A 26,332-nucleotide genomic window follows, 5' to 3' on the forward strand; every position below is an offset into this window, starting at 1 on the left:
TCCGACCGGGTCCGTGACTCAGTGGCGGACCAGGCAGAAGGGGTGCCCCGCCGGGTCCGCGTAGACGCGCCAGCCGCGCCCGTCCGAGCCGTCGAGCAGGGTCCCGCCGGCCGCCAGGACCTCCTCCTGGGCCCCGTCCAGGTCCGGGACGCCGAGGTCCAGGTGGAACTGCTGCGGCCGGGTGGGGTCGGGCCAGCGCGGGGGCACGTGGTTCAGGGCCTGCTGGAAGGCGAGGACCAGGCCCGAGGGCGTGTGGAGCGTCGCCCAGCTCTCGTCGAGCGCCCAACGCCGGTCCGGCTGGTTGACGTTGCCGCCCAGCAGGGACCGGTAGAACTCGGCGAGCGACTGCGGATCGGGGCAGTCCAGGACCACGCACTGCAGTTCAGCGATCATGGTCGGATCCTAAGTCCTGTCCTGCCGAGCGGGGGAGATCGGGGAGCTGCGCCGACGCTTGCCGCGGGCGGGGTCCTGTCGGGCGGCGCCGGCCGGCCAGACGACCTCCACCGGTAGCCCTCGCGCACGGGCCGCGGCCACCGTGTGGCCCGTCCCGCCCTGTCTGCCGCCGGGCCCGCCGTCCCACACCGCGACCAGGAGTTCGGCCCGGCCGAGCAGGAGTCGGTCGGCGGCGGCGTAGGCGTCCGTACCGGCCCTTCGGTACGGCATGACCTCGACCTCGGCGGCAGCCTCGATGAGGCGGTCGAAGGCGACGACGTCCGGGCCCTCCCGCATCCGCGCCCGGTAGTCGTCCGAGGGGAGCACCGCCACCAGCCGCCCGCCCAGGGCGAGTACGGCGTTCCCGAAGACCGTGTCGGCGCCGGGCGCCAGGCAGGACATGCCGGTGAGCTCCGCGGCCGGGTAGCGGGCGAGCAGCGTGCGCAGCGCCTCCTCGACCGGCGCGACGCTCGCCGCGGTGAGGTTCACGTGGCCGGTCACCGCGATGGTCGCCATGGCTGTACTGCTCCGCTCCGAGGGTCGGTGTCGTCGCCACGGGCGGGTGACGACGTCCCCATGATGCGGAGTCGACGCGGCCCCGGCCGGCGGTTTGTGTCCGGGCGGGACCGCGCCCCCTGGAGCGGGAGCCGTTCGTCAGCGGTCCGGGAGCGTCTTCTGGAGCCAGTCGAAGACGACTTCGCAGTGCAGCTGCGGGGCCATCGGGGAGCAGTGCAGCTGCGCGCCTTCGGCGGCCGTCAGTTTCAGGTAGTCCTTGGGCGAGGTGAGGGCGTCGTACATGCGGCGCGGCTGGCCGGGGTAGAACTGCTCGCCTTCGTAGTCCAGTACCAGGGTGGGGGCCTTGATGCGGCCGACGACATCGGTGATGGTCAGCGCCTGGATGCGGGTGGCGGGCGTGTAGAAGTCGGTGAACAGCTTGCCCTGCCGTGCTTCGAGCATGGCCGGGATCGAGAAGGGCTCGAAGCGCTTCTTCATCACGTCGGCCGCGTCCGGAGGCAGTTCGGGGACGACCTCCTTGTTCCAGACGTCGTTCGTCTCCTGCTTGTCGGGGGTGAGGATCTGCCGGATCTCGGGCGGGAAGCCCAGCCACGGCTCCAGACATCCGGGCATGGCGACCAGCGCGGCGATCCGGGACTCGAAAGCGGCCGCCCGCGGGGCGAGGTCGCCCGCCATGCTCAGGCCCGTCAGGGCGATCCGGTCGGGGTCCACGTCGGGGCGGGCGGACAGCCAGTCGACGAGGGGGGTGACGACCTTCTCCCAGGTGGGCGTGAACACCACCTGATCCACGAAGAGCAGCTGTCCCTGGCCCGGCCCGTCGTAGACGAGCGCGTTCCAGCCGCGGTCCAGCGCGGCCGGGACCCCGTAGGTCCACATGTCCACGTTCTGGCCGTCGCTCCCGTTCGTCAGGATCACCGTCGGGCGGGGGGTGCCGCTCGTGTCGGGGCGGAAGAACCACACCGGCAGCGGTGTGCTGCCGTAGGGGACGTTCGCCTTCACCGGGGCGGGCTCGCACAGGTCGCAGAAGGTGTCCCAGGCTCCACGTCCCGCCTTGTAGAGCTGTTCCTCGCTGCCGGGGTCGTCCGACCCGAGGACGAAGAAGAGCGCCTGGCCGTAGTACTGGGCGGCGCGCAGCGCCCGGAACTGCTTGGTCCGGGTGTCGGCGGGCGCGCCCGGAGGCGCCTTCAGCAGCTGGTCGCCGAGGGCGCGGAAGGTCTTCACGTACGACTGGGCGCTCAGTCCGGAGTCGTTGATCGTGTTCACGGCCGTGAGGACCTCGCCGACCTCTGCGGCGCCCGCGCCCGAGGCGCCGAGCGCGAGGAGCCCGTTGAAGTTGTAGCCCGGGTCCTTGAAGAGGGTCATCACGCCGGGGGTGAGACCGCCGGCGGCCGCGGTGGGGGTGGCGGTGCCGCTGGACTCCGCCGCCGGAGCGCCGGAGGCGCCGCCGCGCGCGCAACCCGCCGCGAGGGCGGCACCCGCCCCGGCGGTGAGCAGGGCGCGTCGGGTGGGGCCGGTGTGCCGATCACCAGGTATGCGGTTCATGCCTCCGGAACGTAGCGCCGACCCGGCGCGCCGGCCTGCCGTCCTGCCGCGCGCGGTCCGCGCCGAGCGCGCGGTCCGTACCCCGGCCGTCGCCCTGAGCGGCAGGTGGCGGGGCCGGGGGCAGGGGTGGTGGCGCGGTCGTCCGGGGGCGGGCGGTCTTGCGCCGTCCGGGGGACGCGGGGCGGGCTTCCCCGCCCCGACCGCCTCGGCGGAAGGACGGCGGCGACGACCGCACCCGACCCACCGTACGTATGGGCCCCGACCGGCCGGGGGGGGAAGGCCGATCGGGGCGGGCCCGGGCCGACCGGGGGGGGTGGCCGGCCTGGGCGTATGAGGGTGGGCACGCGGCCCACACCTGGATGAACGGTGAACCAATCCGGGAAGTTCCCGGCCGGGGACCGCGGTCTCCGACGTCACCGCCGGGGTCAGCCCTCGACGAGGACCGCGTCGAGCATCCGCCGGGTGATGGAGGTCAGTTCCGGGAGGTCCGGGGCCGGTCGGGAACGGGCGAGGGCGCCGGCCAGTCGGTCGTAGAGCAGTCCGTCCGTCCACGCGACCAGCAGTTCGGCGGCCTCCTCGGGCCGCCGTGCCCCGAGGGCGGCGAGGATGCCCGCGGCGCGGGCCCGAGCCCCTTGACCGGCCCGGTGGAAGTCCGCCTCCAGTTCGGGGTTGCGGGCCGCTTCAAGGCTCAGCTCGAAGCGGGCCAGCTGGCGGGCGCGGCCCACCGTCAGCCAGCGGTGCAGCAGCCCGGCCAACGCGGCCGCCGCCGCCTCCCGGTCCGCCGGCGCGGGCCCGGGCGGGGGCGGGAGCGAAGGCCGGGGCGAGCCTTCGCCGCCGACCTCGCCGACCTCGCCGACCCCGCCGAAACCGCTGAGATCGCCGACATCGCCGACATCGCCGAGGTCCAGCTCGGCCAGGCGCGCGTAGCAGGCCCCGATCAGCGCCGTCCTCGTACGGAAGTAGTACGACGTGCTCCCGGCCGGCAGCCCCGCCGCACCGTCGACCGCGCGGTGGGTCAGGCCCCGGAGCCCGGCGGCGGCGACGAGGTCGATCGCGGTGTCGGCGATCAGCGTTCTGCGGTCCGCCTCGGGCGGGCGCGTACGTGGGGTGGACATCAGCCAACTCTACACATGTAGAGTGACGGCATCGGACTCTACACATGTAGAGGATCCGGTGGAGGAGAACCGAGGAAGAGGAACCGGGAGACTCGTCATGTCGACAGTTCAGCGTCACGCGGTCGTGGCAGGCGCGGGGATCGGCGGGCTCACCGCCGCCCTGGCCCTGCACCGCCAGGGTTGGCGGGTCACCGTGTGCGAGCGGGCGGCCGGGCCGACCGCCGTCGGCGCCGGGATCGTGCTCGCCCCCAACGCCCTGCGCGCCTTCGACACCATCGGCTTCGACATCACCCGCGCGGCGGGCCGCGCCGTCCCCGCCGCGATGGGCCTGCGCCGCCCGGACGGCCGCTGGCTCAGCCGCGCCGACACCGCAGCCCTGGCCGCCCGCTTCGGCGGCCCGCCGCTCGCCCTGCACCGCTCGGCCCTCGCCGACGCCCTGGCCGCCGCCCTCCCCACCAACGCGATCCGCTACGGCGTCGCCGTCACCTCCGTCGACGACGCCGACGGCTCCCCCGTGGTCCGCACCGACGCCGGCGACCTCGACGGCGCCGACCTCGTCGTCGCCGCCGACGGCATCCACAGCCCGCTGCGCCGCCACTACTTCCCCGACCACCCCGGCCTGCGCCACAGCGGCGAGACCGCCTGGCGCACGGTCCTGCCGGCCGCCGCACACCTCGCCGGAACGGCGACCGCCGAGACCTGGGGCCGCGGCGAGCGCTTCGGTGTGGTCCCGCTCGCCGACGGCCGGACCTACCTCTACGCCACCGCCGTCGCCCCCGCGGGCCACCGTCCCGCCGACGTCCGCGCCGAACTCCTGCGCCGCTACGGCACCTGGCACGACCCGATCCCGGCCCTGCTGGACCGGATCGACCCGGCGGCCGTGCTCCAGCACGACCTGTACGACCTGGCCGCGCCGCTCCCCCACTTCCATCACGGACGCCTGGCCTGGCTCGGCGACGCCGCCCACGCCATGACCCCCAACCTGGGTCAGGGCGGCTGCCAGGCCGTCGAGGACGCCGCGGTCCTCGGCCACCTGCTGGCCGACGCCGGCCCCGCGGAGGTCCCGGCCGCCCTCGCCGCCTACAGCGCGGCCCGTTGCGCCCGCACCGACGCCATCCGCGTCCGCGCCCGCCGGGCCGGGCGGGTCGCCGCACTCCGCCACCCCCTCGCCGTGGCCGTCCGCGACCTCGCCGTCCGGGCCACCCCGGCCCATGTCACCGCCCGGGCGATGGCTGCGCTGTTCGACGGATTCGCGCTCCCGGACGGAATGGACACCGTGCCCAAGGGCGTTGGTGCTCGTTGGTGAGGTTCGCCGACTGTTCCGACGCGAAGGCAGGCGCAGACACATGACGACCGACATCGACTGGGACCACCCGACCGACCCCAAGGAGGGCACCTGGCAGCTGGACCACGTCAAGCTCTACGCGGGCTCGGGCGGCTCGGAGGGCCAGTACTGGAACGGCACCCAGACCCTCCTGCTGACCACCCTGGGCCGGGTGTCCGGCAAGCCCGTGCGGACCCCGCTCATCTACGGCGAGGCCGACGGCGATTACCTGGTCGTCGCGTCCAAGGGCGGCGACCCCGCGCACCCGCTCTGGTACCGCAACCTCTCCGAGCACCCCACGGTCCGCATCCAGGTCGGCACGAAGATCATGCAGGGGACGGCGCGTACCGCCACCCCCGAGGAACGTGCCGCGTACTGGCCGGTGATGGTCGGGCACTGGCCCGCGTACGACGAGTACCAGACCAAGACGGACCGCGAGATCCCCATCGTCGTCATCGAACCCACCGGATGACCACGAGGCCCGGCACGTGCCCGAAGGCGCGTGGACGGGCCGGGGCGCGCACCGCGGGAACGGGCCCACGGGAGTCCTCCTCCCGTCGGCCCGTCCGGGACGCGTCAGATCGAGCCGACGACCTTGCGCGGGGTGACGCGCACGACGACGCGCTGGGCGTCCTCCTTCGACGCCGGGTTGAAGTCGGCGTAGGCCTTGCCCGTGTACTTGCGCGACAGCGCGTCGATCAGCTCCTGCCCGCCCTCCGTGGTCAGGTGGGCCGTGCCGCGGACCTCGGCGTAGGAGTAGGGCGCGTCCGCCGGGTTGATCATGACGGTGACCCGCGGGTCCGCGCGCAGGTTCTTCTCCTTGCGGCGGCCGACCGTCGTGGAGACCAACAGGTCGTCGCCGTCCCGGGTGAGCCAGGTGATCGACAGCTGCGGGCTGCCGTCCGGCTGGATCGTGGCCACGGTCGCGAAGACCGGGCTGTCGTCGATGAGCTTCTTCAGGTCGTCGGAGAGTGCGGCGGACACGCGGCGGTTCCTTCCCTCGGCTGACTGCCCTCCCCGGGCCGACTGGCCTCGGAGGGGACCGGCAACGGACAGCCTGCAAAATCGCCGCCACCACGGGGGCCCGGCGGGCGGACGCGGCCGGCACGATCCACCCGTCCGGCCGAGCGATCTCGCACCGTACCGGCCGCCGTCGGGCCGGGTCGTGGCCGCGCCGCGACGGCTTCTACGATGGCCGCGTCGACGAAGCAGCGCAGCACAGTGGATCTCGTACCGCCGGTACCGGAGCGCAGCCATGGGCCGTACGCGTTGGACGCGGACGGGATCGCGGCTCTGCCGGCCCGCTACGCGTTCGGTGACGCCTGTGTCCGCCGCGTCGTCCTCGATCAGGAATTCGGTCCGCGGACGCGGGGGCGCGTCGCCCGGATCGTGATCGATGCCCGGGTCGTGGCGGAGGACCTCCGATGGGAGCCGGTGCGCCTGGACCTGACGGGCGTACAACACCTGCGGATCGACGAGAGCCGGCACTTCTCCTGGGTCCTCTACGATCCGCCGATGTTCACCCATTTCGACGGGCTCATGCGGGTGGATCTGTGCGCCGAACGCTTCGGCCGCTCGTCCCCGCAGAACGCGCGGGAGGTCTTCGAGGGCTCGGACCTGGTCTTCTCGGCGACCGGTGGCACCTGGAGCGCCCTCCGGCCATGGGACTGAGCGGCCCGCCCGGCCGGTGAGCCCGTCACCAGGACACGGTTCCGGCGTCGTCGAAGAATCCGCCGGTCGGCCCGTCGTCGGGCAGGGTCGCGAGGTGGATCGCGATCGCCGCGCCCTGCTGGGGGGTGCGGACGCCCTGGAAGCCGTTGAGGTCGGTGGCGGTGAAGCCGGGACAACCGGAGTTGATCAGGATGTCGGTGTCCCTCAGCTCCTTGGCGTATTGGACGGTGACGGCGTTGAGGAAGGTCTTCGACGCCAAGTACGCGGTGGGAACCGGGCCCATGTCGATGCCGGGCGTGGTCTGCAGGGTGAGCGAGCCGACGCTGCTGGACATGTTCACGATCCGCGGCGATGTCGAACCGCGCAGCAGGGGCAGCATCGCGTTGGTGACGCGGATGACCCCGATCACGTTGGTCTCCATGACGGCTCGTACCGTCGCGGGATCGACCGTGGTGGGCGTCTGCGGCGAACCACCGGTGATCGCTGCGTTGTTGACCAGGACGTCCAGCCTTCCGACGCGGTCGGCGATCAGCTCGGCCGCGGCGGCCACACTCGCGTCGTCCGCCACGTCGAGCGGGACGCCGAAAGCGTCGATCCCTGCCGCGCGCAGCTTCTCCACCGCGGTGTCGCGGCGCTGTTGATCCCGCGCGCCCACGCCGATGCGCCAGCCGAGGGCGCCCAGGCCCGCCGCGATCTCGTATCCGATTCCTTTGTTCGCGCCGGTCACCAGCGCGATCGTCTGTTCAGTCATGTGATCCATCGTGGTGCGGACGCGGGTGGGACGTCCAAGACCGACCGGGTGGGCGGCGATACCTCACGGATATCGGTCCTGATCAGCGGCGGATACGATGACGCGGTGGAGACGCGGGAGTTGCGATACTTCGTCGCCGTCGCGGAGGAGTTGCACTTCGGGCGGGCGGCGCAGCGGCTCACCATGGCGCAACCACCTCTGTCACGGGCGATCCAGCAGTTGGAGCGGCGCCTCGGAGTGGTTCTGCTGCACCGCACCGCTCGCGCGGTCTCCTTGACCGAGGCCGGGTCGGTGCTTCTGCGAGAGGCCCGGGCCGCGCTCGCCGCGGTCGAAGCCGCCGAGCGCCGCACCCGCCGCGCGGCCGCCGAACGGCCCGGTGTGGTGCTGGCCACGAAAGCCGGAGCGGCCCGCGAACTGTTGTCGAAGCTGCTGGACGCCTACGCCGCCGAGCCCGGCGCGGTCGCCGTCGAGGTGGTGCTGTGCGGGCCCGGCGAGCAGGAAGGGCTGCTGCGCGACGGGCGGGCCGACGTCGCGCTGCTCCAGCGGCCCTTCGACACGACGGCCGGACTCGACACCGAGGAACTGCACGCCGAACAGCAGGTCGTGGTCCTGCCCGCGGGGCACCCGTTGGCCGACCGACCCCATGTGTCGATGGCCGAGGTCACCTCCCTGCCGGACCTGCCCCTGCCGCGCTGGCCTCGACGGGACGGGGGCTGTTCGGACGGACCTGGCCCGCAGGTGCGCGACCACACCCAGCTGTTCCAGCTGATCGCGCTCGGACGGGCCTGCGCGGTCGTGCCCGAGTCCCTCCGAGCCCACCTGCGCGACGACCACGCGACGGTGCCGGTGGTGGACGCACCGACGGTCACGACCGTCATCGCCTGGCCACCGCACAGCAGATCCAAGGCCGTCGCCGACCTGGTCCGCGCCGCGACGCGTCTCTGACGAGGGCAAAGCCCGAACGAGACCGCCTAGTGCCCGAGTACCGCCATCGCCGCGTTGTGCCCGGGGACCCCGCTGACGCCGCCGCCGCGGACCGCGCCCGCCCCGCACAGCAGGACATTGCGGTGGGCGGTCTCCACGCCCCACCGGCCGCCCTGGTCGGCGTACGGCCAGGACAGGTCGCGGTGGAAGATGTGGCCGCCGGGCAGCCGCAGTTCGCGTTCCAGGTCCAGCGGGGTCTTCGCCTCGATGCACGGGCGGCCGTCCGCGTCGAAGGCGAGGCAGTCGGTAAGCGGTTCGGCGAGGTGCGCGTCGAGCTGCGCGAGGGTGGCCGTCAGGAGCACCTCGCGGGCCTGCTGGTTGTCCTTCTCGAAGAGCCGGGCCGGGGCGTGCAGGCCGAAGAGGGTGAGGGTCTGGTAGCCCTGCTCCACCAGTTCCGGGCCGAGGATCGTCGGGTCGGTCAGCGAGTGGCAGTAGATCTCCGAGGGCGGTACGGAGGGCAGTTCGCCGGAGGCGGCCTCCGCGTAGGCTCGGGCGAGCTCGGCGTAGCCCTCGGCGATGTGGAACGTGCCGCCGAAGGCCTCGCTCGGGTCCACCGAGGTGTCCCGGAGCCGGGGCAGGCGGCGCAGCAGCATGTTGACCTTCAGCTGGGCGCCCTCCGGGGCCGCGGCCGCGCCTGCGGGCGGGGTCTCGCCGAGGAGTTCGGCCAGGGCCTTCGGCGAGGCGTTCACCAGGACGGTACGGCCGACGACCCGGCCCTCCCCGGCCGCCGTGCGGAACACCACCTCGGCCGGGGCGACCCCGTCCGTGTCGATCCGCAGCACCTCGTGGCCGGTCGCGATCTCGGCTCCGGCCGCCCGGGCCGCCGCCGCGAGGGCGTCCGTCAGCGCGCCCATGCCGCCGACGGGCACGTCCCAGTCGCCGGTGCCGCCGCCGATGACGTGGTAGAGGAAGCAGCGGTTCTGCGCGAGGGAGGGGTCGTGGGCGTCCGCGAAGGTGCCGATCAGCCCGTCCGTGAGGACCACGCCGCGGACCAGGTCGTCGGCGAAGTTCCGTTCCACGGCCTGCCCGAGGGGTTCCTCGAAGAGCATCCGCCAGGCGGCCTCGTCGTCGATCCGGGCCCGCAGCTCCGCCCGTGTGGGCAGCGGCTCCGTCAAGGTCGGGAACACCTTCTCCGCGACCCGCCCGGTGGTCCCGTAGAAGGCGCGCCAGTTCTCGTACTCCCGCTCCGAGCCGGTCAGCCGCGCGAAGGACTCCCGGGTGCGCTGCTCGCCGCCGCCGACGAGCAGTCCGCCGGGCCGCCCGCCGCGCTCGGTGGGCGTGTACGAGGAGATCGTCCGGCGGCGTACCGCGAACCGCAGGTCGAGATCGCGCACGATCTTCGACGGGAGGAGGGAGACGAGGTAGGAGTAGCGCGAGAGTCTGGCGTCGACGCCCACGAAGGGACGGCTGGAGATCGCCGCCCCGCCCGTGTTCCCGAGCCGTTCCAGGACCAGCACCGAGCGGCCGGCCCGAGCCAGGTACGCGGCGGCCACCAGGCCGTTGTGCCCACCGCCCACGATCACGTCGTCGTACACGTCCCGCCCGAAGGTCGTCATGGCTCTTGGTAGCACACCTGGCCGAGCCGCTCCAGACAGTGTGCCTCGTCGGCGTGGGCCAGGACCGTGTCGGGATGCTCGTCGCCGAGGGACCGTTCGCGGATTCCGGAGAGGTCGCGGTAGATGGGCAGCGCCTCGTCCCACCGGCCCAGCCGACCCAGCCCGCCGGCCAGTTCCCGGCGGCTGACCAGGGTGTCCGGGTGCTCGGGGCCGAGCACCTCGGCCCGTAGGGCGCCCACCTGACGGGCCTCGGCCACCGCTTCCTCCCACCGCTCCAGACGGCCCAGGTTGACCCCGAGGACGTGCCGGGCGCGCAACGTCTCGGGGTCGGTGACCCCGTAGGCGCGGGTGCGGTCGCGGACCAGGGCCCGGAACAGGTCGAGGGCCTGGGCGCTCCTCCCGGTGCGGCCGAGGGCGATGCCGATCTCGTAGCGGGCGGCCAGGGTGTCGGGGTGGTCGCGGCCGAGCACCCGTTCCCGTACGAGGCCGACCTCGTGGAAGGCGACCAGGGCTTCCTGCCAGCGGTCCAGGCGGCCGAGCGCGTACGCCGCCTCGTACCGGGTCAGCAGGGTGTCCGCGTGCTCGGCGCCCAGGACGGCCGCCCGGTCGGCGGCGACCTCCGCGGCGATGGCGTGGGCGTCCTCGAACCGGCCCAGGGCGCCCAGCGCGCAGGCCAGGTTGTGCCGGCAGCGCAGGGTGTCGGGGTGGAGCGGGCCCATCGTGCGCTCGCGGGCGACGAGCACCGCGCGGTAGACGTCGTGCGCCTCCTGGTGGCGGCCGAGCCGGCCCAGTTCGTACGCCGTCTCCTGGCGCGCCGCGAGGGTGTCGGCGTGATCGGCGCCGAGGATCCGGGTGCGCCCCTCGGCGACGGCCGTGTACCCGGCGAGCGCCTCCGCGGGCCGACCCTCGCGGCTGAGGGCGTACGCGCGCGCGTGCCCGGCGGCGAGCGCGTCGGGGCCGCTGCCGCGCGGGCCGGTGGGGCGCGGGAAGCCGTACGCGGCGGTGAGCCGCGGGTCCTCGGCGGGCGCGGGTCGCACGATGGTGGTGGTGCCGGGGTGGACCGGGGGGTACTCGCCGCGCGGGCGCGGCACCGGCGACCGACCGGCGGGGCGCGCGGCCGTCCAGGCTCCGGTGAGCACGGCCCATTCGCCGCTCGCGGGCCGGGCGTCGATCCCGGCCTTGCGCCCGGCGGTCATCCCGCGGGCCCAGGGCGGGAGCGGGGCCTGGGCGCCGGGCAGCCCGCCCGGTCCCAGCCGTGCCTCGACGAGCCGGCGGTGCACGTGGCGGGCGTCGCCCGGCCGGTCCTCGGGGCGCTTGGCGAGCAGGTCGAGGACCACCTCGTCGAAGTAGCCGGGCAGCTCGGGGCGGTGCTCGCGCAGCGGTACGGGCGCGTTGTCGCGGTGGCCCACCAGCACCGACCAGGAGTCGCCGAGGTCGAAGGGCGGGGCACCGGTGGCGATCTCGTACAGGACGCAGCCGAAGGAGTAGAGGTCGCTGCGGTGGTCGACCTCGCCGCCCGCGATCTGTTCGGGCGACATGTAGTGCGGGGTGCCCATGGCCATGCCGCCGCCGGTGAGCTTGGCGGTGAAGCCGATGTCGTGGGCGAGGCGGGCGATGCCGAAGTCGCAGATCTTCACGGTGCCGTCGGTGAGCCGCATGATGTTGGCGGGCTTCAGGTCGCGGTGGACTACGCCTTGGTCGTGGGTGTAGCCGAGGGCGGCGGCCATCTGCTCGGCGATGTCGACGACGACGTCCACGGGGAGCGGGCGGGTGTCGTTGTCCTCCAGCAGCTGGCTGAGATTGCGGCCTTCCAGGAGCTCCATGACGAGGTACAGGGGGCCGCCGGCGGCGCTGTCGTCACCGAAGTCGTGGACGACGGTGACCCCGCGGTGCTGGAGGGAGGCGGCCACGCGCGCCTCGCGCCGGAACCGCTCGCGGAGCACCTGGGTGAAGTGGGCGTCCTGCTCGGCGCCGATCGGCTTGAGGCACTTCACGGCGACCTGTCGGCCCAGCGATTCGTCCCGGGCGCGCCATACCTCGCCCATGCCGCCGCGCCCGATCAGATCGAGCGACCGGTACCGGCCCTGGATCAGTCTGGACTCCGCCATGTCTTAAAGCCGCCCCCGTTTTCGCGCTACGCCCTCCCCGGCCGGTCCAGTATGGCCGCTGATGTACGCAGTGTGTACGGCGAGGGGCGGCTCCCGGGGCCCATGCGACGCATCGCTTTCAAGATGTGACCTGGAGGCAGCTGCCAGCGTAGACCTGCGGGAATGCTGCGCAGTACGCGCCCGGTGAGGCGCAGGCGTCGGGTGACGCTGCGCGGGGCCGGTGCGGGCCGCCCGTACAGCTGGTGCGCCCAGCCCGGGAGGGAACCGTACGCCAGGCCGGCAATCGCCGGCCACAGCAGGTTTCGGCCACGTACGAGAAGGGCAGGGACGGGCGGGCCGCGCAGGAAGTCGTCCACGGCGAGGGCATCGGGGCCGGCGGCGAGTTCGGGGCGGATCGCCTCGAAGTACGCGGCGAGCCCGGCGGTGTCGGCGGGGACCGTGGCCGGGTCGAGCCCGACGAGGCGGGCGCTCACCCGGTTCTCGTCGACGTAGCGGTCGGCCTGGGCGGGGGTGAGGCGGACGCCGGAGCGGCGCAGGACGTGCAGGAAGCTGTCGATCTGCGCGCAGTGGATCCACAGCAGCAGCTCGGGGTCGTCCACGGGGAAGCGTGCGCCGGTGTCCGGATCGGTGGCGGACAGTTTGCGGTGGATCGTGCGGACGCGGAGGCCGGCGTGCTCGGCGGCCTCGGTGGTGCCGTAGGTGAGGGTGCCGACGAAGTCGGCGGTGCGCAGCAGCCGTCCCCAGGCGTCCCGCCGGAAGTCGGAGTTCTCCATGACCCCGCGGACGGCGCGCGGGTGGAGGGCCTGGAGGTAGAGCGCGCGGAGTCCGGCGATCCACATCATCGGGTCGCCGTGGCACTGCCAGGTGACGGACGACGGGCCGTACAGCCCCGGGTCGGCGCCGGGGCGCGGTCCGGTCACGGTGGTCCCCATCGCGTACCTCCCCGTCACAGGCGTCCGGCGGCTCCAGCCTACCGATCCGGGGCCGCGGTCGGCGGAACCTCGGGGGCCGAACCGTTCCTTCCCGTCTCTGGCCGAGCGCCGGTCGTGGCGTCGGCGGCATAGAGTGACGGCGTGCAGCTCTACACGATCGGCGAGGCCGCCCAACTCCTCCGCGTCAGCACCGACACCGCGCGCCGCTGGGCGGACGCGGGTCGTTTCCCGACCCTGCGGGAGGGCAACAAGCGGATGGTCGAGGGCGTGCATCTGGCCGCCTTCTGCGTGGCGCTCGCCCAGGAGGCGGCCGAGGGGGACGGCGAGTCCACGACGTCGGCGCGCAACGCGCTGCCCGGGATCGTGACGGCGGTGACGCTCGGCGAGGTCTCCGCCCAGGTCGAGATGCAGGCCGGTCCGCACCGCGTGGTCTCCCTGCTGACCCGCGAGGCGGTCGAGGAGCTCGGGCTCGCGGTCGGCGTGCGGGCCGTCGCCCGGGTGAAGTCCACCAGCGTCCACATCGACCTCGACTGACCGGGCTGCCCTGTCAGTCGGGGTCGGCCCGCTCACTCCTTGTCGAGCTCCGTGTCGAGGGCGAGGGCCGCGACGATCAGGGCGAGGTGGGTGAAAGCCTGCGGGAAGTTGCCCAACTGCTCGCCCCTGGGCCCGATCTCCTCCGCGAAGAGCCCCACGTGGTTGGCGTAGGTGAGCATCTTGTCGAAGGCGTAACGGGCCTGCTCGACCTCGCCGGCCCGGGCGAGGGCGTAGACGTAGAGGAAGCTGCACAGGGAGAAGGTGCCTTCCGAGCCCCGTAGGCCGTCGGGCGAGGCGGCGGGGTCGTAGCGGTAGACGAGGCTGTCGGAGACGAGTTCGCCGTCCATGGCCTCCAGGGTGGACAGCCAGCGCGGATCCTTCGGGGAGATGAAGCCGACCAGCGGCATCATCAGCAGGGAGGCGTCCAGGACGGTGGTGTCGTAGTGCTGGACGAACGCCCGACGCTCCGCGCTCCAGCCGCGGGTCATGATCTGGCGCAGGATGGCGTCCCGGGCGGCGGTCCATCGGGGGACGTCGGCCGGGCGGGCGAGGGCGGTGGCCTGGCGGATGCCGCGGTCCAGGGCGACCCAGCACATGACGCGGCTGTAGGTGAAGTCCTGCCGCCCGCCTCGGGTCTCCCAGATGCCCTCGTCGGGACGGTCCCAGCTGTCGCACAGCCAGTCCAGGACCTCGGCGAAGTGCTGCCAGCCGTCGTAGCCGGCCGACTCGCCGGACCGGCCCGCCTGGACCAGCGCGTAGACCGCCTCGCCGTAGATGTCCAACTGCAGCTGTCCGGCGGCGCCGTTGCCCGCGCGCACCGGGGCCGAGCCGCGCCACCCCGCGAGATGGCCGAGGGTCTCCTCGGACAGGTACGGATCCCCGTCCACGCGGTACATGATCTGCAGCGGCTCGCCGTTGGGGGCGGCGCCGTCCATGATCCGTCTCTGGAGCCAGCCGCGGAAGGCGTCGGCCTCGTCGGCGAACCCGAGGTCGAGCATGGCGCGCACGGCCAGGGAGGCGTCGCGGATCCAGGTGTAGCGGTAGTCCCAGTTGCGTTCGCCGCCCTCCTCCTCGGGCAGGCCCATGGTCGCGGCGGCGATCGGCGCGCCGGTGGGCGCGTACGTCATGAGCTTGAGGGTGATGGCGGAGCGGTTGACGATCTGTTGCCAGCGGCCCCGGTAGGTGCAGTGCCCGATCCAGTCGTGCCAGTAGCGGCGCACGGCGGCGAACTCCTCCACCAGGTCGTCGGGGGTCGGCGGCCGGGGCGGCTCGCCGCCCGCGTCGCAGACCGTCAGGACGACGGCCGCGCGTTCACCGGCCGACAGCGTCACCGTGGACCGTACGTCGCTGCCGTCGGCCTCCAGCGTGACGTGGCCGACGGCGTGCAGGTGGGCGGTGGTGCCCGGCGCCTCGAAGCGCGCGGCCGGGCCGTCCAGGACGAGGGCGTGGGGGGCGCGCCCGTAGTCGAAGCGCGGCCGGCACTCCAGCGCGAAGCGCACGGAACCTCGTACCACGCGCAGCACCCGTACCACCCGGTGCCGGTCGGTGGCGGTGTGCGGGTCGTCGACGGGCATGAAGTCGACCACCTCCCCCACGCCGTCCCGCGTGAGGAACCGGGTGATCAGGACGGCCGTGTCGGCGAGGTAGAGCTGGCGGGTGACGACTCCGGCGTTCTCGGGCCCGCCTTCGGCGGCGGGGGTGTCCGCGGTGATGGCGAAGTATCCGCCGTGGTCGTGGTCGAGCAGCCCGGCGAAGACGCTGGGTGAGTCGAAACGGGGCGAGCAGAACCAGTTCAGCACGCCCTCGGAGGAGACCAGCGCGCACGTCTGGAGGTCCCCGATCAGTCCGTGCTCGGCGATGGGCGGATAGGGACGCATCGGCCCTCCACGGTTCGCGGGGAGACCCTCGGGCCGCGCGGGCCCGCGCGGCCCGCGGCTTCGGCCTGGCGTGGCACGGGCCGCCCCTCATTCTCGGGTCCTGCGCCGGTGATCGCCACGCGGCCCGCGGCCCGGTGGCCGCGGCAGCCGTGGCCACGGGACGGCGGGCCGTGACCACCGGGCGGCGGGCCGCAGGACCGGTGACCACCGCACTACGGGCCGCCGGACCGGTCCCGTGTCATGACAGGGTGAGGGCATGACGACGCACCACGAACCCGCACCCCCTCCGCTCCCCCGGCCCTGGTCGGACACCACCACGGCCCCCGCGGACCTCGTCGCGGCGAAGGCGCTCGTCTACGACCCCTGCGGGTTCACCTGCTCGCAGCCGCTCCCGGAGGCGGAGAGCGCCGACTACGCCGCCCACACCTTCACCGTGGACGGCCTCGCCGTCCGGTTCCGCGCGGCGAGGACGACCCCCACGAAGGTCGGCCAGTTCGTCACCGTCTGGAAGCGCTCACCGGAGGGGCCGATCCAGCCGTTCGACGCCGCGGACCCGGTGGACCTCTTCGTCATCGGTACGCGCGACGGTGAGCACTTCGGCCAGTTCGTCCTCCCCCTGGACGCGCTCCGCCGGCACGGGGTCGTCTCGACGGACGGCGCCGGCGGGAAGCGCGCCTTCCGGGTCTATCCGCCCTGGGTGACCACCACCAACCGGCAGGCCGGCAGCGCCCAGAAGTGGCAGCTGGAACACTTCCTGTCGCTGCCCCGACCCGAGGACGGCCCCGTCGATCTGGATCGCGCCCGGAAGCTCTACACGTGAGCCGGCCCGTCAGCGGCACGCTGCACCACATCGAGCTGTGGGTGCCGCACCTCGACCGCGCGATCGCCTCGCTCGGCTGGCTCCTGGAAGCCCTGGGGCACACGCCCTACCAGCACTGGGCCGACGGCCGCAGCTGGCGGCTGGGGCCGACGTATGTGGTCGTCGAACGGTCCCCGGCCCTCACCGCCGACCGGCACGACCGCTGCCGGCCGGGACTGAACCACCTGGCCTTCCACGTGGAGGACGCGGCGGCGGTGGACCGCCTGGCGCGGGAGTCCACCCGCCACGGCTGGCAGCTGATGTTCCCGGACCGCCATCCCCACGCGGGCGGCCCCCGGCACTACGCCGCCTATCTGGAGAACACGGACGGCTTCGAAGTCGAACTCGTCGCGTTCACCGCCCCGGACTGACGCGCGGGACCCCCGCGGCCGGCGGCGGTCGGGCCGACCGGCCGACGGCGTCCGCGTCGGTCAGTGGGTGCGGAACGTGCCGGTGTACACGTCCGTACGGTTCTCCGGTGCGTCGGAGTGGGTCTCGGTGAGCACCGCCCGTACTCCCTTGCCGTCGGCCACCAGGCCTTGGTAGTCGCCGAGGAAGTAGCCCCCGGCGAACGGTGCCTGCAGCCAGTCGAAGACCCGCGAGATCTGGCGTTCGGTGCGTCGCCGCGGGTCTCCGTGCGGCAGGGTGGCGAGCTGGTAGGCGGTGGGCAGGGTGGTGGTGTTGCCCGGCTGGAGGAAGCGCAGGTCGTAGTAGGTGAGCGCGAGCGTGCCCCGCTCGTCGACCGCGACCGACGGGGAGAAGGCCGGCACCCCCGCCGGGCTGATCAGCTCCGGGGCTCCCCAGGTGCGTCCGCCGTCGGTGGAGCGCACCAGCTGGACGGCATCGAACTCGCCGCCGGAGAAGTCCGCGCCCTCGTACGCCATGTAGAGCGTGCCCGTCTTCGGGTCGACGGCCGGGCTGGGCAGGGTGGACGCGGCGCGCAGCGCCTTGGTGGGGTCGTTCGGGTCGACCTCCGGTACGGAGGTGTCCTCGGCGACGGTGACCGGGGCGCTCCAGGTCTCTCCGGCGTCGGTCGAGGTGACCATCTCGTAGCGGGCCTCGACGACGGTGCTCAAGTCCTCGGAGTAGGTGATGCGGTCGAAGAAGTCGTACAGGGTGCCGGTGTGCCGGTCCACGACGATCTGATGGCCGATGGTCTGGGTGTTGGGCACGCTGCCGGTGTCGACGAAGCGCCGGGCTCCGCTCCAGGTGCGGCCGCCGTCACGGGTGACGGAGATGTAGCCCGGACCGTCGAGGGAGCCGGGGCCGGGCGGGTCGTTGTCGAGGCGGTTCCAGACCTGGTAGGCGGTGCCCTTGCGGATCGGGTCGGCGGTGAGCGAGGGCTTGTCGTTGAAGAACGGCTGCTCGTCGACGTGTGTGGTGGTGAGGTTCTGCCACGTGCGGCCGCCGTCGTGGGAGGTGGCGGCCAGCAGGCCGGTGCGCGTGCTCTTGACGAAGTCGACGCCCTCGCCGCTCGCGTAGACGGTTCCGTCCGGTCCGGTGCTCACCCAGGGGTCCGTGGCCCGTTCGAAGTCCGCTCCGCCCGGGGCGCAGAGGCTGAACGGCAGCGTGCTCCGGTGGAAGGTGCGGCCGTCCGTGGTCCAGCTCGCCGCCAGGCCGCGGGCGCCGCCGTCGTTCCAGCGGTCCTGCTGGAACACGGTGACCACGCGCCGGGAGTCGCGCGGATCGACGGACAGGTACGGCTCGACCTCGGTGCCCGGGTAGACGACGCTGTCGGGCGATCTCGCGCCGATGGTGCAGTCCGCGTACGGGTCGCCGTGGGACACCTTGACCAGGGGCGACGTGCCGTCGGGATTCCGGGCCGCCGCGGCGGACGTCACTCCGGTGACCGTGACGAGCAGGAGCGCGGCGGTGGTGACGGCGGTCAGGGGCAGGACGGCGCGCATGCGGAATCTCCTCCGGGCCGGTCGGCTGGGGCACCGGGATGCCGTCGTCGGGGCGGCCCGGGGCGCGGAGGCGTACCGGAACGCAAGGGTGGGGCGACTCCGCTTGGTCCTTTTCGGCGCTGCGGCCGGTGCCCTTGATGGGCCGAACGACGGAGTCGCCCCCGGAGTCACGCAGAGGCACGGCGGAGCCGCCCGGCAGGCGCTCGATGTGTCGGTCGGCCATGCGGTGGGCGGTCTGGGGCAGGGTGGTGTCGGGGCGGATCGTGACGGCCGGGGCGGTCAACAGGTCGGCGCGGGTGGGGCGGTGCAGACCGCCGGGGCCGTCCGGCCCTGGTCAGCGGACCAGAACGGCCTCCCCGGGCTTGGGTACGACGGCCGTCCAGCCCAGTTCGTCATCGATCCGGTCCCGCAGCGTTTCCGCGGCGCTCTCCTCGCCGTGGACGAGGTAGGTGGTGTGCGGGGCCGGGGCGGCGCGCAGCCAGTCGATGATCTGGTCGGCGTCGGCGTGCGCCGAGAAGTGCGGGACGTCGGCGACCTCGGCGCGTACGGGGACGTACTCGCCGAACATCTTGAGCGTGCGGGCGCCGTCGACGAGGTCTCGGGAGCGGGTGCCGGCGGCGGCGAAGCCGACGATGACCACGGCGTTGCGGGGGTCGGGCAGGATCCGGTGGAGGTGGTGCAGGACGCGGCCGCCGGTCGCCATGCCGGCGGACGAGACGATGAGCGCCGGTCCGCCGGAGTTGTTGATGTCGATGGACTCCTGGACGGTGCGGGCGGCCAGGAAGGGTTCCGGGCTGATCGCCGCCTCGCCCCGGGCGAGGATCTCGGGGCGTAGCTCGGCTGAGTGGGCTCGTACGGCGTCGCGGTAGACGTCCAGTGCGGCCAGGGCCATGGGGCTGTCGACGTAGACGGGTACGTGGCGGGGCAAGGTGCCGTCGCCGCGCAGGGCGGCGAGTTCGTGCAGGACGACTTCGGTGCGGTCGATCGCGAAGGCGGGGATGACCACGGTTCCGCCCCGGGACAGTGCGCGGGTGATCACCGAGGCGAATGCGTGCCGTGCGCTCCCGTGGTCGTGGCGACGGTTGCCGTACGTCGACTCCATCAGCAGGACGTCGGCGCCGGAGAACGGCTCGGGCGGCAGCAGGAGCGGGTGGCCGGGGCGGCCGAGGTCGCCGCTGACGGCAAGGGTGTGGCCGTCCTCCAGGGTCAGGTGCGCCCAGGCGGAGCCGAGGATGTGACCGCCGTGGTGCAGCATCAGCTTCGTGCCGGCCATGATCTCGATCTCGCTGCCCACCGGTACCGGGTCGAAGTACTCGATCGTGCGGTCGACGTCATCGTCGTCGTAGAGCGGCTTGGCGGGCCGATGCTTGGACCAGCCGTGCTGGTTGGCGTGCTCGGCGGCCTCCATCTGGAGGCGGGCGCTGTCGCGGAGGACGATCTCGGCGAGCCGGGCGGTGGCCGCGCTGGTCAGGATCGGTCCGCGGAATCCGTGCCGGACCAGGCGCGGCAGGTAGCCGCAGTGGTCCAGGTGGGCGTGCGTGACGACGACGGCATGGATGTCCGAGGCGTCGCAGGGCAGCTTGTCCCAGTTGCGGCGCCGGAGGTCCGCGACACCCTGGAAGAGTCCGCAGTCGACGAGGATCCGGGCGTGGTCGCTCTCGACCAGGAACTTGCTGCCGGTGACCGTCCGCACTCCGCCGAGGAACCTCAGCAGGGCCGGGCGGGCGGTAGCGGGGGACGGAGCTGACCGGGACATGACAGCGGCCCTCCTTCGGGAGCGGATGCCGGTCTCCACCGTCGCACCGCGGCGCCCTGTCCGCCGGGTACCGACCGGGCCCGGGTAGGGGCCGACCGGCCCAAGCGGGACGAGGGGGTGCGAGCAGAGCCTGATGGTGACCCCTCCCGCACAGCGCACAGAGAGAAGGCCGCGCCATGAAGGCACTCGTCTTCCACGGGCCCGGACAGACCTCCTGGCAGGATGTCCCGGACCCCTCGATCAAGGACGCCGCCGACGCGATCGTCCGGGTCGACGCCGTCACCATCTGCGGCACCGACCTGCACATCGTCAAGGGCGACGTCCCCGAGGTGACACCGGGACGGATCCTGGGGCACGAGGCCGTCGGTACCGTCGTCGAGACCGGCGGCGATGTCCGTGGCGTCCGCCCCGGCGACCGCGTCCTGATCTCCTGCATCTCCGCCTGCGGCCGCTGCCGGTTCTGCCGCGAGGGCCACTACGGCCAGTGCCGCGGAGGAGGCGGCTGGGTCCTGGGCCACACCATCGACGGCACCCAGGCCGAATACGTCCGCGTCCCCTTCGCCGACCTCTCCGTCCACCCGCTGCCCAGCGCCCTGGCCGGCCACGACGCCGTACTGCTCGCCGACATCTTCCCGACCTCCTACGAGGTCGGTGTGCTCAACGGCAACGTGCGCCCGGGCGACACCGTCGTCGTGGTCGGTGCCGGGCCCATCGGCCTGGCCGTCATCGCCACGGCGCAGCTCTACAGCCCGGGGCGGATCATCGCGGTCGACCTCGCCGCGTCCCGGCTCGCCGCCGCCCGCGACCTCGGTGCCGATGCCACCGTGAGCGCGGACGAGGAGCCCGAGCGGCTGGTGGAGGACCTCACCGACGGGCTCGGGGCGGACGTGGTCATCGAGGCCGTCGGCGTGCCCGAGGCGTTCGAGATGTGCACCCGCATGGTCCGCCCGGGTGGCCGGGTCGCCAACATCGGGGTCCACGGCAAGCCCGCCGTCCTCCACCTCGAAGACCTGTGGATCAAGGACGTGACCATCACCACCGGTCTCGTCGACACCCACTCCACCCCCATGCTGCTGCGGATGATGGCCGCGGGCCGCCTGCCGGGGGCCGCGATGGTCACCCACCGCTTCGAGCTGGACCGGATGGAAGAGGCGTACGACGTCTTCTCCCGCGCGGGAGAGACCGGCGCCCTCAAGGTCGTGCTCGGCGGACCGCAGCACGACACGGTCGCCGTACCGCCCGAGGGGCGGTGAGTGCCGTGACGAGCATGCCGAGCACCCACCCGCAGCAGTCCGGCGACATGACCGGCCGCACCGACCTGGGCCGCCGCCTCGCTGCCCGCCGCGAAGCCCTCGGTCTGAGCCGCGACGCACTGGGCCGGCGGTGCGGCGCCGACGGCACGTACATCGCCTACCTGGAGGAGCATGCCGCCAGTCCTGCCATCGGCACCCTCGTCCGGGTGGCCGACGCCCTCGGCCTCACCGTGGACGACCTGACCGGAGCCGGCGCGCACCACGTCGCCGGCCGGTCCACCGCACGGCGCGACAGTGCGCTGGTACCGCTCGACGAGACGGAATGCCGGCGGCTGCTGAGCACGCACGGCGTGGGCCGCATCGCCGTCTTCACGTCTGAAGGCCCGGCCGTCCTTCCCGTCAACTACCTGACCGCAGGCCCCGACATCGCCTTCCGCACCTCCGCGGAGGCCGTCACTGCCGGAGCGGCCGGAACCGAGGCCGCCTTCGAGATCGACAACATCGACGACGTGACCGCCACCGGTTGGAGCGTGCTGGCGGTGGGTGAACTGGCAGCCGTCACCGACCCGGAAGAGATCCGCCACCTCGACACCACGGCCCGCTCCCGTCCCTGGGCCGGCGGTCCGCGCAACCACTGGATGCGGCTCACACCGGCTCGGATCACCGGCCGTCGAGTGGTGCACGACTCATGAACGGCCTGCGCGCGGTCGTCTTCGACACCGACGGAGTGCTCCTGGCCACGGCGGACCGCCACGCGGCCGCCTGGAAGGAGACCTTCGACGGCTGCCTCCGCGAGTGGCAGTCATCGCACGCCGGTGCACGACCGCGCCCGTTCGACGCCGTCCGCGAGTACCGGGACCTGGTCGACGGCCGCTCCCGCCTCGACGGCGTACGCGCCTTCCTCGCCGCCCGTCACGTCGACCTCCCGCCCGGAACGCCTGAGGACCCGCCCGGGTGCGCCACCGTCCACGCGGTCGCCGCCCGCAAGGAGGAGGTCTTCGCCGCGATGCTGCGGACCGGCGGCGTCCGCACCTTCGAGGACGTGCGGCCGGCGCTTCAGGAACTGCGCGGGAAGGCGGTCCGGTGCGCGGCTGTCTCGGCTTCCCGGCACGCCCGCTCCCTTCTGGAGTCCGCGGAACTCGCGGACTGTTTCGACGCCCTGGTGGACGGCCGGGACGCGGCCGTGCTCGGGCTTCCGGGCAAACCCGAACCCGCACTCTTCCTCGAGGCTGCCGGCCGTCTTGGCGTGCCTCCCGCAGACGCCGCCGTGGTGGAGGACGCTCTCGCCGGCGTCGAGGCCGGACACCGGGGCGGCTTCCGGTTGGTGGTGGGGCTCGACCGCGAGGACGACCCACGCATGAGGGACGCCCTGGGCGCGCATGGCGCCGACCTCGTCCTCCCCGACCTCGGCAGGCTACCCGCCGTGCTCGAAGGCGATCGCCCGTGACCACCGCATGGCGATGGGAGTACCGACGCTACGATCCGAAGACCGAGCGGCTGGTCGAATCCCTGTGCACCCTGGGCAACGGCCGCTTCGCCACGCGCGGTTCAGCACCCGAAAGCGTCGCCGACGACATCCACTATCCGGGAACCTACCTCGCCGGCTGCTACGACCGGCTCGACTCCACCATCGGCGGACGAACGGTCTCCAACGAGGACATGGTCCGGCTGCCGGACTGGACCGCCCTGCGGTTCCGCTGTCTGCCCGAGGGCACACCGCCCGGCGACTGGCTCACACCGGATCACCCGTCCCTGCGCCACAGCCACGTGTCGCTGGACCTGCACGCCGGTACGCTCACCCGCCGCATGCTCTTCCACGACGCCGAAGGCCGGCGTCTGGGCGTCACGCACACCCGCCTCGTCCACATGGGCGACCCGTACCTGGCGGCGCAGAACACGGTGTTCAGGGCGTACGGCTGGAGCGGCGGGATCGAGATCGAGTCCGTGCTCGACGGCGATGTCACGAACGCGGGAGTCGACCGCTACCGTGCTCTGGCCGGGCGGCATCTCGTCGAGCACCGGGCCGGGGTGGAGGCGGAGGGCACCGCCTGGCTGTCCTGCACCACCACCACGTCCCGGGTACGGATCGGGCTCGCGGTCCGAACTTCGGCACGTCCTGTGGCGCCGGTGGGCAGGGCATGCACAGCCACCACCGCCACGCAGACACTCGTCCTGCCGATCAGGCGGGCCGCCCCGGTCGTCGTCGTGAAGACCGCCGCCCTGTGCACCTCGCTCGACCGTCCCTGGGGTGATCCCGTGCGGCGGAGCATCGGCTGCGCCACGCACGCGCCGGACTTCCCCTCCCTGCTGGCCTCCCATCGGGCAGCCTGGCAACGCCTCTGGAATGAAGGAGAGTTGAAGGTACCCGGAGAGACGGGCAAGGTGCTGCGGTTGCACGCCTTCCACGTGCTGCAGACCCTCTCGCCGCACACGGCGGAGCTCGACGCCGGCGTCCCCGCCCGCGGCCTTCACGGTGAGGCGTACCGCGGCCACGTCTTCTGGGACGAGCTGTTCGTGCTTCCCTACCTCGCCCTCCACCTCCCCGAGACCGCCCGCGCCCTGTTGATGTACCGGCACCGACGGCTCCCCGCAGCCCTGGAGGCCGCCCGACGGGCCGGGGCGACGGGGGCGATGTTCCCCTGGCAGAGCGGCGGTTCCGGATTCGAGGAGACGCAGCGGCTGCACCTCAATCCGCGCTCCGGCCGCTGGCTGCCCGATCACTCCCACCTCCAGCACCACGTGGGATCGGCCATCGCCTGGAACGTGTGGCAGTACGGGCAAGCCACCGGTGACGCCGGTTTCATGCACGGCCCCGGCGCCGAACTCCTGCTGCACATCGCCCACTTCTGGGCCGGCGCGGCAGTCTGGGACACCGGCCTCGGCCGCTACCGGATCCGCGGCGTCGTCGGACCGGACGAATACCACGACGCCTATCCGGACGCCGCCGTGCCCGGCGTCGACGACAACGCCTACACCAACGTCACCGCGGCGTGGGTGCTGGCCCGCGCCCTCGATCTGTACGAGGAACTCCCGGCAGTTCGCCGCGTCGAGCTCCTCTCGCGACTCGGCCTCGGCCCCGACGACCTCACCGTCTGGGAGGACGTCTCCCGCCGCCTGTACGTGCCGTTCCACCGCGACGTGATCAGCCAGTTCCACGGCTACGGGGATCTCGCCGAGCTGGACTGGGACGGATACCGCTCCCGGTACCACGACATCCGCCGCCTGGACCGCATCCTGGAAGCCGAAGGCGACACCCCCAACCGCTACCAGGCTTCCAAGCAGGCCGACACCCTCATGCTCGGCCACCTCTTCCGCCCCGCCGAACTCGCCTCCTTGTTCACGCGGCTCGGATACTCCCTCGACGACGGCCTCTGGCGCAGGACGGTGGACCACTACCTGCGGCGCACCTGCCATGGCTCCACGCTCAGCAGCCTCGTCCACGGCTGGATCCTCGCCCGACAGCAGGGCCCGGAGGCCTGGCGCCACTGCCAGGAAGCCCTGCTCAGCGACATCACGGACGTGCAGGGCGGCACCACCGGTGAAGGGATCCACCTCGGAGCCATGAGCGGCACCCTCGACCTCGTCGAGCGCGCCATCGTCGGACTCGAACCCCACGGCGACGGCCTGCACATCGACCCGGTGCCCCTCTCACAAGTGCCCGGTTCCTCATTCTCGATCTCCTACCTGGGGCACCGGGACATCCGTATCCGGTTCCGGCCGGGTCGACTCGGCATCAGCGTCCCCTCGTCTCTCCTGGGCCCGGTGCCCCTGGTCCTGCCCGGAGGCCGGCACGAACGCGTTTCCGCAGGCCAGGAGCGATGGTTCCGGCTACCAGGGGGCTGATGCGACGGGCGGCCGGTACCGGTGGATCGGAGGCCGAATGGTCCCTGTAGGGATCCGTCCGGCCCAAGCGGACAAGCCGTCGGCGGCGCGACAGTGGGCATCAGCCCCGCACCACGCAATCAAGGAGCACCCGCCATGAGCACCAAGCGAGTCCTGGTCGCCTACGGCACCAAGCACGGCGCCACCGCAGGCATAGCCGAACAGATCGGCAAGACCCTCCGCGAGGACGGTCTCGACGCGGTCGTGCTGCCCGCCGACGACGTCCACGACGTCCGCGCCTACGACGCCGTGGTCCTCGGCGGCTCCCTCTACGCAGGCCACTGGAACAGCAAGGCCCAGCGCTGCGCGGAACGCAACGCCGAATCCCTCCGGCACCGCCCGGTGTGGATGTTCAGCAGCGGCCCGCTCGACCGCTCGGCCGAGGAACACGACGTCCCTCCGGTCTCGGCCGTCGCCCGGGAGATGCAGCTGGTCGGAGCGCGCGAGCACATGACCTTCGGCGGCAGCGTCACAGCCAACACCCCGGGCTTCCTCGCCAAGGCACTGACGCGCCAGGGCAAGGGCGGGGACTTCCGCAACCCCGAGCGGATCCAGAACTGGGCCCACCACATCAGCGCCGAGCTCGTCGCCGCCTGAAGGGACGGCCCTGCTCGGCACGCACCAGCACGGAGGTGTGCCATGCACCGGCGGACGAAAGGGACGGGGGCCAACCCGCTCAGGCGGGATGCCGACCGCACCCGGACCCGTATGCGTGTCGCCTTCGCGCTGACCTGTCTGCTGGCCGTCATCGCCGGCTTCGCCCTCGGGCGGTCCGCCTGGACCGACGGCCACCGGACTGCCGAGAACATCGCGCGCCACCGGCACACCGTGACGGCCACCACGGTCGGCGAGACCACCTACCGAGCGGGTGAACTGCCCAGCAGCCGGCCGGTCACCGTGGCGACCGCCACGTGGCACTACCCCTCGCAGCGCCCGCACACCGCAACCGTCCCCGTTCCGGCGGGAACCCGGCACGGGGACACGGTCCGCCTGTGGGTCGACGGAAACGGCACCGCGGCCGCCGCGCCACCCAGCCGATCCGACATCGCTCTGAACGCGGTGGGCATCGGCACCGGAGCGCTGGCCGGGATCGTTCTCGTCGGCGGCGCCCTTGTCGCCGTGCGCCTGCGGATCGTGGACGCGTGCAGCGCACGGTCCTGGGAATCCGAGTGGGCCGACATCGAGCCCCGGTGGTCCGGCCGCCTGCGCCCCGGGCAGGGAACCGGCGATGACTGAGACCGTCCCGGACCTCACGCAGTGAGCGCGGCGGCCGTCGAGCGGCCACCCGTGCGACGCGCGAGGCAACCTTGCGCGCGGGCGCAGGCCGTGACGG

25 protein-coding genes are annotated in these 26,332 nt (G+C 73.1%); 13 read left to right on the forward strand and 12 right to left on the reverse strand.

Annotation, left to right across the window (positions count from 1 at the left end):
• Window positions 1–18: 18 nt before the first annotated feature.
• From OG624_RS05230 to OG624_RS05245, 4 genes are all read right to left on the reverse strand, one after another.
• Window positions 19–393 carry a VOC family protein gene (locus OG624_RS05230; RefSeq protein WP_033213954.1) on the reverse strand — a complete coding sequence of 125 codons (375 nt, stop codon included), beginning with the start codon at window positions 391–393 and terminating at the stop codon, window positions 19–21.
• 9 nt (window positions 394–402) lie between these two features.
• A complete protein-coding gene (locus tag OG624_RS05235) occupies window positions 403–948 on the reverse strand; it encodes a hypothetical protein (RefSeq protein ID WP_051762168.1) in 546 nt (181 codons plus the stop codon).
• A gap of 138 nt (window positions 949–1,086) precedes the next feature.
• Entirely contained in the window at window positions 1,087–2,490 is a 1,404-nt protein-coding gene (locus OG624_RS05240) for an alpha/beta hydrolase family protein (RefSeq protein WP_033213956.1), read from the reverse strand.
• Between the two features lie 425 nt (window positions 2,491–2,915).
• Window positions 2,916–3,605, reverse strand: coding sequence for a TetR/AcrR family transcriptional regulator (locus tag OG624_RS05245; RefSeq protein WP_371639147.1), 690 nt, complete (start codon window positions 3,603–3,605; stop codon window positions 2,916–2,918).
• Between the two features lie 97 nt (window positions 3,606–3,702).
• On the opposite strand from OG624_RS05245, the gene OG624_RS05250 reads away from it, so the two are divergent.
• Complete coding sequence (locus OG624_RS05250) at window positions 3,703–4,911, forward strand: FAD-dependent monooxygenase (protein ID WP_051762185.1); 1,209 nt, start codon at window positions 3,703–3,705, stop codon at window positions 4,909–4,911.
• A gap of 40 nt (window positions 4,912–4,951) precedes the next feature.
• Window positions 4,952–5,401, forward strand: a complete 450-nt coding sequence (locus OG624_RS05255; RefSeq protein WP_033213960.1) for a nitroreductase family deazaflavin-dependent oxidoreductase — start codon at window positions 4,952–4,954, stop codon at window positions 5,399–5,401.
• A gap of 104 nt (window positions 5,402–5,505) precedes the next feature.
• On the opposite strand, the gene OG624_RS05260 is transcribed toward OG624_RS05255, so the two are convergent.
• A complete protein-coding gene (locus OG624_RS05260; RefSeq protein ID WP_033213962.1) occupies window positions 5,506–5,913 on the reverse strand; it encodes a PPOX class F420-dependent oxidoreductase in 408 nt (135 codons plus the stop codon).
• 207 nt (window positions 5,914–6,120) lie between these two features.
• Between OG624_RS05260 and OG624_RS05265 the strand changes: the two genes are divergently transcribed.
• The gene (locus OG624_RS05265) at window positions 6,121–6,600 is read left to right on the forward strand and encodes a hypothetical protein (RefSeq protein ID WP_158711709.1); all 480 of its coding nucleotides are present in this window, start codon (window positions 6,121–6,123) and stop codon (window positions 6,598–6,600) included.
• Between the two features lie 25 nt (window positions 6,601–6,625).
• On the opposite strand, the gene OG624_RS05270 is transcribed toward OG624_RS05265, so the two are convergent.
• Window positions 6,626–7,351 (reverse strand): SDR family NAD(P)-dependent oxidoreductase, encoded by a 726-nt coding sequence (locus tag OG624_RS05270; protein WP_033213966.1) that lies wholly within the window; start codon window positions 7,349–7,351, stop codon window positions 6,626–6,628.
• Between the two features lie 105 nt (window positions 7,352–7,456).
• Here OG624_RS05270 and OG624_RS05275 point away from each other — a divergent pair, with 105 nt between their 5' ends.
• Window positions 7,457–8,296 (forward strand): LysR family transcriptional regulator, encoded by an 840-nt coding sequence (locus OG624_RS05275; protein ID WP_033213968.1) that lies wholly within the window; start codon window positions 7,457–7,459, stop codon window positions 8,294–8,296.
• 26 nt (window positions 8,297–8,322) lie between these two features.
• Here the strand turns inward: OG624_RS05275 and OG624_RS05280 are convergent, their stop codons facing one another.
• From OG624_RS05280 to OG624_RS05290, 3 genes are read right to left on the reverse strand one after another with little or no spacing between them, the layout of a single operon-like run.
• Window positions 8,323–9,891 carry a phytoene desaturase family protein gene (locus OG624_RS05280; protein WP_033213970.1) on the reverse strand — a complete coding sequence of 523 codons (1,569 nt, stop codon included), beginning with the start codon at window positions 9,889–9,891 and terminating at the stop codon, window positions 8,323–8,325.
• Window positions 9,888–11,999 carry a serine/threonine-protein kinase gene (locus tag OG624_RS05285; RefSeq protein ID WP_371639149.1) on the reverse strand — a complete coding sequence of 704 codons (2,112 nt, stop codon included), beginning with the start codon at window positions 11,997–11,999 and terminating at the stop codon, window positions 9,888–9,890. Before OG624_RS05285 ends, OG624_RS05280 begins: the two co-directional genes overlap by 4 nt.
• 26 nt (window positions 12,000–12,025) lie before the next feature.
• Window positions 12,026–12,931: an oxygenase MpaB family protein gene (locus OG624_RS05290; protein WP_033213977.1), complete on the reverse strand. Its 906-nt coding sequence runs from the start codon at window positions 12,929–12,931 to the stop codon at window positions 12,026–12,028.
• A gap of 141 nt (window positions 12,932–13,072) precedes the next feature.
• On the opposite strand from OG624_RS05290, the gene OG624_RS05295 reads away from it, so the two are divergent.
• The gene (locus OG624_RS05295) at window positions 13,073–13,465 is read left to right on the forward strand and encodes a TOBE domain-containing protein (RefSeq protein WP_033213978.1); all 393 of its coding nucleotides are present in this window, start codon (window positions 13,073–13,075) and stop codon (window positions 13,463–13,465) included.
• A gap of 32 nt (window positions 13,466–13,497) precedes the next feature.
• Here the strand turns inward: OG624_RS05295 and OG624_RS05300 are convergent, their stop codons facing one another.
• Window positions 13,498–15,342 carry a glycoside hydrolase family 15 protein gene (locus OG624_RS05300; RefSeq protein ID WP_033213979.1) on the reverse strand — a complete coding sequence of 615 codons (1,845 nt, stop codon included), beginning with the start codon at window positions 15,340–15,342 and terminating at the stop codon, window positions 13,498–13,500.
• A gap of 256 nt (window positions 15,343–15,598) precedes the next feature.
• On the opposite strand from OG624_RS05300, the gene OG624_RS05305 reads away from it, so the two are divergent.
• The gene (locus OG624_RS05305; RefSeq protein ID WP_033213980.1) at window positions 15,599–16,162 is read left to right on the forward strand and encodes a MepB family protein; all 564 of its coding nucleotides are present in this window, start codon (window positions 15,599–15,601) and stop codon (window positions 16,160–16,162) included.
• Window positions 16,159–16,572 (forward strand): VOC family protein, encoded by a 414-nt coding sequence (locus OG624_RS05310; protein WP_371639150.1) that lies wholly within the window; start codon window positions 16,159–16,161, stop codon window positions 16,570–16,572. Before OG624_RS05305 ends, OG624_RS05310 begins: the two co-directional genes overlap by 4 nt.
• Window positions 16,573–16,632: 60 nt before the next feature.
• On the opposite strand, the gene OG624_RS05315 is transcribed toward OG624_RS05310, so the two are convergent.
• Window positions 16,633–18,108, reverse strand: coding sequence for a sialidase family protein (locus OG624_RS05315; protein ID WP_371639151.1), 1,476 nt, complete (start codon window positions 18,106–18,108; stop codon window positions 16,633–16,635).
• Window positions 18,109–18,442: 334 nt separating this feature from the next.
• Window positions 18,443–19,864 (reverse strand): MBL fold metallo-hydrolase RNA specificity domain-containing protein, encoded by a 1,422-nt coding sequence (locus tag OG624_RS05320; RefSeq protein WP_051762187.1) that lies wholly within the window; start codon window positions 19,862–19,864, stop codon window positions 18,443–18,445.
• A 176-nt stretch (window positions 19,865–20,040) separates the two neighbouring features.
• Here OG624_RS05320 and OG624_RS05325 point away from each other — a divergent pair, with 176 nt between their 5' ends.
• From OG624_RS05325 to OG624_RS05350, 6 genes are all read left to right on the forward strand, one after another.
• Window positions 20,041–21,117, forward strand: a complete 1,077-nt coding sequence (locus OG624_RS05325) for a zinc-dependent alcohol dehydrogenase family protein (RefSeq protein ID WP_033213987.1) — start codon at window positions 20,041–20,043, stop codon at window positions 21,115–21,117.
• A gap of 14 nt (window positions 21,118–21,131) precedes the next feature.
• On the forward strand, window positions 21,132–21,809 hold the full coding sequence (locus tag OG624_RS05330) for a helix-turn-helix domain-containing protein (RefSeq protein WP_033214339.1): 678 nt from the start codon (window positions 21,132–21,134) through the stop codon (window positions 21,807–21,809).
• Window positions 21,806–22,564, forward strand: a complete 759-nt coding sequence (locus OG624_RS05335; protein ID WP_371639152.1) for an HAD family hydrolase — start codon at window positions 21,806–21,808, stop codon at window positions 22,562–22,564. Before OG624_RS05330 ends, OG624_RS05335 begins: the two co-directional genes overlap by 4 nt.
• Window positions 22,561–24,960 (forward strand): glycosyl hydrolase family 65 protein, encoded by a 2,400-nt coding sequence (locus OG624_RS05340; RefSeq protein ID WP_161297009.1) that lies wholly within the window; start codon window positions 22,561–22,563, stop codon window positions 24,958–24,960. The genes OG624_RS05335 and OG624_RS05340 overlap by 4 nt, the downstream gene beginning before the upstream one ends.
• 135 nt (window positions 24,961–25,095) lie before the next feature.
• Window positions 25,096–25,596 carry a flavodoxin domain-containing protein gene (locus OG624_RS05345; protein WP_371639153.1) on the forward strand — a complete coding sequence of 167 codons (501 nt, stop codon included), beginning with the start codon at window positions 25,096–25,098 and terminating at the stop codon, window positions 25,594–25,596.
• 42 nt (window positions 25,597–25,638) lie between these two features.
• A complete protein-coding gene (locus OG624_RS05350; RefSeq protein WP_442759654.1) occupies window positions 25,639–26,235 on the forward strand; it encodes an Rv1733c family protein in 597 nt (198 codons plus the stop codon).
• Window positions 26,236–26,332: the final 97 nt, after the last annotated feature.

It is taken from the genome of Streptomyces virginiae (assembly GCF_041432505.1).
GTDB lineage: Bacteria > Actinomycetota > Actinomycetes > Streptomycetales > Streptomycetaceae > Streptomyces > Streptomyces virginiae_A.

Coding starts and splice junctions, on each gene's coding strand:
- OG624_RS05230 (WP_033213954.1), bottom strand. CDS start 393: ATGATCGCTGAACTGCAGTGCGTGGTCCTGGACTGCCCCGATCCGCAG.
- OG624_RS05235 (WP_051762168.1), bottom strand. CDS start 948: ATGGCGACCATCGCGGTGACCGGCCACGTGAACCTCACCGCGGCGAGC.
- OG624_RS05240 (WP_033213956.1), bottom strand. CDS start 2,490: ATGAACCGCATACCTGGTGATCGGCACACCGGCCCCACCCGACGCGCC.
- OG624_RS05245 (WP_371639147.1), bottom strand. CDS start 3,605: ATGTCCACCCCACGTACGCGCCCGCCCGAGGCGGACCGCAGAACGCTG.
- OG624_RS05250 (WP_051762185.1), top strand. CDS start 3,703: ATGTCGACAGTTCAGCGTCACGCGGTCGTGGCAGGCGCGGGGATCGGC.
- OG624_RS05255 (WP_033213960.1), top strand. CDS start 4,952: ATGACGACCGACATCGACTGGGACCACCCGACCGACCCCAAGGAGGGC.
- OG624_RS05265 (WP_158711709.1), top strand. CDS start 6,121: ATGGCCGCGTCGACGAAGCAGCGCAGCACAGTGGATCTCGTACCGCCG.
- OG624_RS05270 (WP_033213966.1), bottom strand. CDS start 7,351: ATGACTGAACAGACGATCGCGCTGGTGACCGGCGCGAACAAAGGAATC.
- OG624_RS05280 (WP_033213970.1), bottom strand. CDS start 9,891: ATGACGACCTTCGGGCGGGACGTGTACGACGACGTGATCGTGGGCGGT.
- OG624_RS05285 (WP_371639149.1), bottom strand. CDS start 11,999: ATGGCGGAGTCCAGACTGATCCAGGGCCGGTACCGGTCGCTCGATCTG.
- OG624_RS05290 (WP_033213977.1), bottom strand. CDS start 12,931: ATGGGGACCACCGTGACCGGACCGCGCCCCGGCGCCGACCCGGGGCTG.
- OG624_RS05300 (WP_033213979.1), bottom strand. CDS start 15,342: ATGCGTCCCTATCCGCCCATCGCCGAGCACGGACTGATCGGGGACCTC.
- OG624_RS05305 (WP_033213980.1), top strand. CDS start 15,599: ATGACGACGCACCACGAACCCGCACCCCCTCCGCTCCCCCGGCCCTGG.
- OG624_RS05315 (WP_371639151.1), bottom strand. CDS start 18,108: ATGCGCGCCGTCCTGCCCCTGACCGCCGTCACCACCGCCGCGCTCCTG.
- OG624_RS05320 (WP_051762187.1), bottom strand. CDS start 19,864: ATGTCCCGGTCAGCTCCGTCCCCCGCTACCGCCCGCCCGGCCCTGCTG.
- OG624_RS05325 (WP_033213987.1), top strand. CDS start 20,041: ATGAAGGCACTCGTCTTCCACGGGCCCGGACAGACCTCCTGGCAGGAT.
- OG624_RS05330 (WP_033214339.1), top strand. CDS start 21,132: ATGCCGAGCACCCACCCGCAGCAGTCCGGCGACATGACCGGCCGCACC.
- OG624_RS05335 (WP_371639152.1), top strand. CDS start 21,806: ATGAACGGCCTGCGCGCGGTCGTCTTCGACACCGACGGAGTGCTCCTG.
- OG624_RS05345 (WP_371639153.1), top strand. CDS start 25,096: ATGAGCACCAAGCGAGTCCTGGTCGCCTACGGCACCAAGCACGGCGCC.
- OG624_RS05350 (WP_442759654.1), top strand. CDS start 25,639: ATGCACCGGCGGACGAAAGGGACGGGGGCCAACCCGCTCAGGCGGGAT.